At 73.9% G+C, this 4,743-nt stretch carries 7 protein-coding genes and 1 pseudogene; 6 read left to right on the top strand and 2 right to left on the bottom strand.

The window, feature by feature from the left end; all coding sequences use genetic code 11:
* Together JNW87_RS34955 and JNW87_RS34950 are read left to right on the top strand one after the other, a co-directional pair.
* The coding region (locus JNW87_RS34955) for a PASTA domain-containing protein (protein ID WP_238455165.1) at nt 1-539 on the top strand (539 nt) is incomplete at its 5' end.
* A 100-nt stretch (nt 540-639) separates the two neighbouring features.
* Nucleotides 640-1,379 (top strand): annotated as a pseudogene (locus JNW87_RS34950) (PASTA domain-containing protein).
* A 3-nt stretch (nt 1,380-1,382) separates the two neighbouring features.
* Here JNW87_RS34950 and JNW87_RS34945 read toward each other — a convergent pair.
* Nucleotides 1,383-1,814: a hypothetical protein gene (locus JNW87_RS34945; RefSeq protein WP_238455163.1), complete on the bottom strand. Its 432-nt coding sequence runs from the start codon at nt 1,812-1,814 to the stop codon at nt 1,383-1,385.
* 100 nt (nt 1,815-1,914) lie between these two features.
* Nucleotides 1,915-2,199 carry a hypothetical protein gene (locus tag JNW87_RS34940; RefSeq protein ID WP_109802030.1) on the bottom strand — a complete coding sequence of 95 codons (285 nt, stop codon included), beginning with the start codon at nt 2,197-2,199 and terminating at the stop codon, nt 1,915-1,917.
* A 634-nt stretch (nt 2,200-2,833) separates the two neighbouring features.
* Between JNW87_RS34940 and JNW87_RS34935 the strand changes: the two genes are divergently transcribed.
* The 4 genes from JNW87_RS34935 to JNW87_RS34920 form a co-directional block, all read left to right on the top strand.
* Complete coding sequence (locus tag JNW87_RS34935) at nt 2,834-3,715, top strand: helix-turn-helix transcriptional regulator (RefSeq protein WP_109802031.1); 882 nt, start codon at nt 2,834-2,836, stop codon at nt 3,713-3,715.
* The gene (locus JNW87_RS34930) at nt 3,685-3,906 is read left to right on the top strand and encodes a DUF397 domain-containing protein (RefSeq protein WP_109802032.1); all 222 of its coding nucleotides are present in this window, start codon (nt 3,685-3,687) and stop codon (nt 3,904-3,906) included. The genes JNW87_RS34935 and JNW87_RS34930 overlap by 31 nt, the downstream gene beginning before the upstream one ends.
* Nucleotides 3,907-4,097: 191 nt before the next feature.
* A complete protein-coding gene (locus JNW87_RS34925; protein WP_109802033.1) occupies nt 4,098-4,499 on the top strand; it encodes a hypothetical protein in 402 nt (133 codons plus the stop codon).
* Nucleotides 4,500-4,550: 51 nt separating this feature from the next.
* A partial coding sequence (locus JNW87_RS34920; protein WP_238455162.1) for a hypothetical protein occupies nt 4,551-4,743 on the top strand: 193 nt, incomplete at its 3' end.

The following is a 4,743-nucleotide window of genomic DNA, read 5'->3' as shown; positions in this document are numbered from 1 at the left end:
GCGACCCCGGTCCCGCCGGCCCGCCGGCGGCGGCGGTGACCACCGCGCCCGCCCAGACGCCGACCACGGACGGGCCGCACAGCACGCCCCCGGTGACCCGGACGACCGCGCGGACCACGCCGGCCGGCGGGCTGACCGTGCCCGAGTTGGTCGGGGTCGACTTCACCGACGCCCGCCGGCAGTTGCACGAGCGGAAGCTCGGCTGGCGGCTGGTCTTCGGCACGGGCACCGGCCGCAACGTCGAGCGCACCTCGCCCGAGCCCGGTACGCCGGTTCGCCGGGGAGTCACCGTCACCCTCTGGGTGGCCGGCCCGGCGCCGGCCGTGGCCGTACCGGATCTGGTCGGCGACGACTGCGCCGCCGCCGCGGACGACCTGGTCGAGGCGGGCCTCTACCCGCGTTACCGCACCGGTCGGCGCGGCACCGTCACCGCGCAGGATCCGGCCGCCGGCGCGTCGGCCCGGTGGAACGACCCGGTCGCCCTCGGCTGCGGCGACCCGCCGTCGACCACACCCGACAGTCCGGCGCCGACCCCCTGACCGGCGGCTCGCCGCGCTGATCCCCACCGATGGCGGTCCGGACCGCTAACTTGGATGATCGAGGGCCAGGGCGCCCGCCCCGGTGGGGAAAGGACGTGCGATGAGCGACGACCGCCAGGAACCACCCGGGGACGACGCCGACGCCACCCGGGCGCTGCCGCCGGACCGTGGCCCTGGTGGGGCGGACGCCGATGCCACCCGGGCGCTGCCGCCGACCGGTGACCGGACGGCGCGGCAGCAGCCCGCCGACCGGACCGCACCCCTGCCGGTGGCCTGGTCCGGGCGGGCCGGGGTGCCGCCACCCAGGCCGGTCGGCTACCAGGAGGCCGGCACCGAGTGGTACACCGAGGAGCAGGCCGGCCGTCGCTGGTGGATGCCGATCCTGCTGGGCATCCTCGCGCTGTTGCTGATCGCGCTGATCGGGGTGGGCGTCTGGCTGGCGCTGCGGGCGGCGGACCGGGGGCCCGAGCCGTCCCCCTCGCTCACGCCGGGGCCGACCACGGCCCCGGCGACCACCGCCGCGCCGACCTCGGCGGCGCCGACCACCCAGCCGCCGACCACCCCGCCCACCACCACGGCCGCGGCCCGGGTGCCGATGCCGCCGCTGGTGGGGCTGCCGGAGGCGACCGCCCGGGCGGTCCTCGACCGGTTGGGCGTGGACTATCGGGTGGTGACCCGGACGTCGGACCGACCCGCCGGCACGGTGATCGAGACCGACCCGGCGCCGGCGAGGCGATCGCCGAGGGCGACCAGGTCATCGTCGTGGTCGCCGAGGCCGCGGCCCCGACGACCGGCGCCGGCACTCCCACGCCCGCCCCCTCGGCCAGCGGAACCCCCTGACCCTCACCACTGCCGTCGTCTGGTGCCGACCAGGCCGAGCCCGGCCAGCGAGATGGCGAGCCCCAGGAGACCGGAGTAGAACAGCGACCGGCTGAGGTCCTCCGCGGTCGTCCGTACGCCGGCCGGCCCCTCGGCCACCGCGCCCTCCCCGGCCCGGTCCGCGGGCGCTGGTGGCTGCGCGCCCGGGGATTCACCACCGAATCCGCCGGCCCAGCCGGGCTCGACCGGATCGTCGGGCGGTGCGGTGCCTTCCCCGACCACGGTGATCTCCGGAGCCGGTACGGGCTCGCTGAGCTGCTGGGTGGCGGAGAGGGCGGGGAGGTTGACCGCGACCGCGAGTGCGGTGGCGGTGCCGAGGAGTGCGAAGAGCCCGAAGGCGTAACCGACACGGGACCGGTGGTGCCGCCGCGCGGCGGGCAGATTGACCATGGCCATCCCAGGTTCAGGGTCCGGGACGCGCGGGGTGGAGACTTCGCCGGGGTGGGCATACCGATTCTATGGCGGCGGCACGCCCCCCGACCTGGCAATCGCGGTGTCAGCCCACTCCGACCGGGGTCCGGGCGACCGGTCGCCGGGTGCGTACGGTGTGCGGGCGGGGCGCCGGCGCGGCCTGGAGCTGGCGCAGCCCGGCCGACTGCACGAAGATCGACCGCCGGTTGACCGCGTCCCCCGCCGCGTTCAACTCGTAGCCGTCGAGCCACAGCCAGCCGTCGTACGTCGGCCAGTCGAGCACCCGGATCACCCGGAACAGGATCGGTCGAAGGAACTGGACACTCGCCGCGCGAGTCACGTGCAGTACGTCACCGGAGCGGGGAAGCACATGGGCTCCTGGGAAGGGTCGGCCGGCGGGCGAGCCGGCGGGCGCTGATCGGGGGACAGTTCGGGCCCGGTGACGCAGGTCGTGCCTCGTGGACCGGCTGATCGCTTTTCGGTGCTGGTCGGGCCGTACCCGCGGTGGCGCGCCGCCACCCGACCATCACCCGGCTGCTCCCGGTTACCGCTCCCGCCGCCGCAGCCGTCGGGCGTGCAGCGGCGGGGTCTTCACCCCGGGGCAGGTCTCGTTACGGCAGCTCGGGCCGGCTCACCCCCCACCGACCAGCGACCGGCGGGATCACCACGTCGGGAGATCGAGTGGGGACGGTGAGTAACCCGTGCCATACGGACAGAGTGCATCAGTGACGTGCTTCATGCAAGTTGCACGTCGACTTTTGCCGATACGCGAGCAGGACACGTGAACGACATGCTTGATGACCTCGCTATCGGGACGGCACACTGGACGCCGGTTTCGCCCGTCGCGGCCGGTCGACGACCGGCACCACCCCTGCCGCGAACGATCGCCCGCCGTACCACGGGTCGCGCCCCCGGCGGGGGTCGAGCCGGGCGCGAGCGACCGGAGGTGGCCGGGTGAGCGCGAGGGACCGGGGTTCCCGCACCACGACCCGGGGAGCGACGTCGTGAGCGAGCGGCGCAGCCCCACCATCCGGCGTCGTCGCCTGGGGGCGGAACTGCGCCGCCAGCGAGAGTCCGCCGGCATCACGATCGAGACCGTCGCCGAGCAGCTCGAGTGCTCCGCCTCCAAGATCTCCCGGATCGAGACCGGCCACACCACCGCCACCCCCCGCGACGTCCGGGACATGCTCCGGATCTACGGGGTGGTGGGCGCCGAGAGCGACGAGCTGGTGCAGATCGCCCGGGAGGCCCGCCAGAAGGGCTGGTGGCATCCGTACAGCACGGTGCTGGTCGGGGCGTACGTGGGCCTGGAGGCGGCGGCCAGCTCGATCCGGGCGTACGAGCAGCAGGTGGTGCCGGGCCTGCTGGAGACCGAGGAGTATGCGGGGGCGATGATCCGGGCCGCCCGGCCCGACTTCACCGCCGACCAGGTTCACCAGCGGGTGCGTGTCCGTCTGGGCCGTCAGTCGTTGTTGACCCAGGACGATTCGGTCGATCTGTGGGTGGTGCTCGATGAGGCGGTGCTGAGCCGGCCGGTTGGCGGCGACGCGGTGATGCGTGGCCAGCTCAAACGGCTGGTGGAGGTGGCCGAACTGCCGAACGTGACGTTGCAGGTCCTGCCCTTCGAGGTGGGCGCGCACGCCGGCATGGACGGGACCTTCACGATCCTCAGCTTCCCCGAGCCGAGTGATCCCGATGTCGTGTACGCGGAGAACGCCACGGGTGGGCTCTTCCTGGAGAAGAGCGACGAACTGCAGAAGTACAGCTTCATCTTCGATCACATTCGAGCAGCGGCCATACGCCCGGAGGAATCCATCGCACACATCGCAAAACTGGCAGAGGAGCCACTGTGGAAATGGCGACCAAGGAGTTCCCCGTGGACCTGACGCAGGCGACCTGGTTCAAGAGCTCGAAGAGCGGGCCGAACTGTGACAACTGCGTGGAGGTCGCGTACGTGACCTGGGCGGTCGGCGTCCGGGATTCGAAGGACAAGACCGGTCCCGCCCTGGTCTTCGCCCCGGGTGACTGGCACGCCTTCGTCGCGGGTGCCAGGGACGGTGTGTTCGCCCGGGCCTGACCCGGCGACCCGGACTTGGGAAGCGTGGCCCCGCCCGGCAGCGTCGCCGGGCGGGCCATTCCCGTGTCCACGGATCCGTCCACCGGACGGGGCGGCGCGGGTCACCCGTCGCCACATTCGGTCCGCCTCGTTGAACCGCACGGATCGGCAACACCGCACGGATCGGCAACCGAGCGAGGCAGGCGAGACGGATGACGACGATCGGTTCAGACAACCTCACCAACGGCCCGGGCAAGCCGGAGCGGTTCGGCGGCAAGTACCGCGGCGCCCGCCGGGACACCGTGCTCACCGAGGTGGTCTCCGCCGACAGCGAGGTCGGTGGTCGGGACGGTGCCCCGCCGGAGCAGGCCGGTCCGCCACTGTCCCTGCCGTCGCTGGACCCGAACCCGCTCACCGAGCCGTCGTTCCCGCCGGCCGGTTGGCCGCTGGAGCCCACCGAGTCCCTGGTGGACCACCCGCTGCTGCGCGGCCTGCTGATGGAGCTGCCGCCGAAGGGCAGCGTCCCGCCGCCCGGCTGGCTGGACCGCTGGTTCGAGGCGACCCGGGCGATCCTGGAGCTGCTATACGTGCAGGGGACCGGCCGCTCGCGGTGAGCTGACGGCCACCGGCATCGCCCGTTCGGCGAGCCGGTTGTGCCGCAGCGCATGGCGTACCCCGATCGTGGCGATCCCCAGGACGCCGACGGTGACCGCGGCGCCGGTCGGGCCGGCCCGGTGAAGAGGTCGAGGCCGGCGGCCGACACCACGGCCGGGACGGTCGCCAGGGCGGTGACCTGCACCGGCAGCCCGATCAGCCGGGTGCGCGGCGGCGGCCCGCAGGCCGTGCGGGGCCGGGGTC

Origin of the sequence: Micromonospora sp. ATA51, assembly GCF_016802855.1 — a bacterium.
GTDB lineage: Bacteria > Actinomycetota > Actinomycetes > Mycobacteriales > Micromonosporaceae > Micromonospora > Micromonospora sicca.
The sequence above is the reverse complement of the archived record's forward strand: the minus strand, read 5'-3'. Positions and strand labels throughout refer to the sequence as shown.

Excerpts from the sequence above, each read along its gene's own strand:
- JNW87_RS34945 (WP_238455163.1), bottom strand. The coding sequence starts at position 1,814 with ATGGCCATGGTCAATCTGCCCGCCGCGCGGCGGCACCACCGGTCCCGT.
- JNW87_RS34930 (WP_109802032.1), top strand. The coding sequence starts at position 3,685 with ATGGCGACCAAGGAGTTCCCCGTGGACCTGACGCAGGCGACCTGGTTC.
- JNW87_RS34925 (WP_109802033.1), top strand. The coding sequence starts at position 4,098 with ATGACGACGATCGGTTCAGACAACCTCACCAACGGCCCGGGCAAGCCG.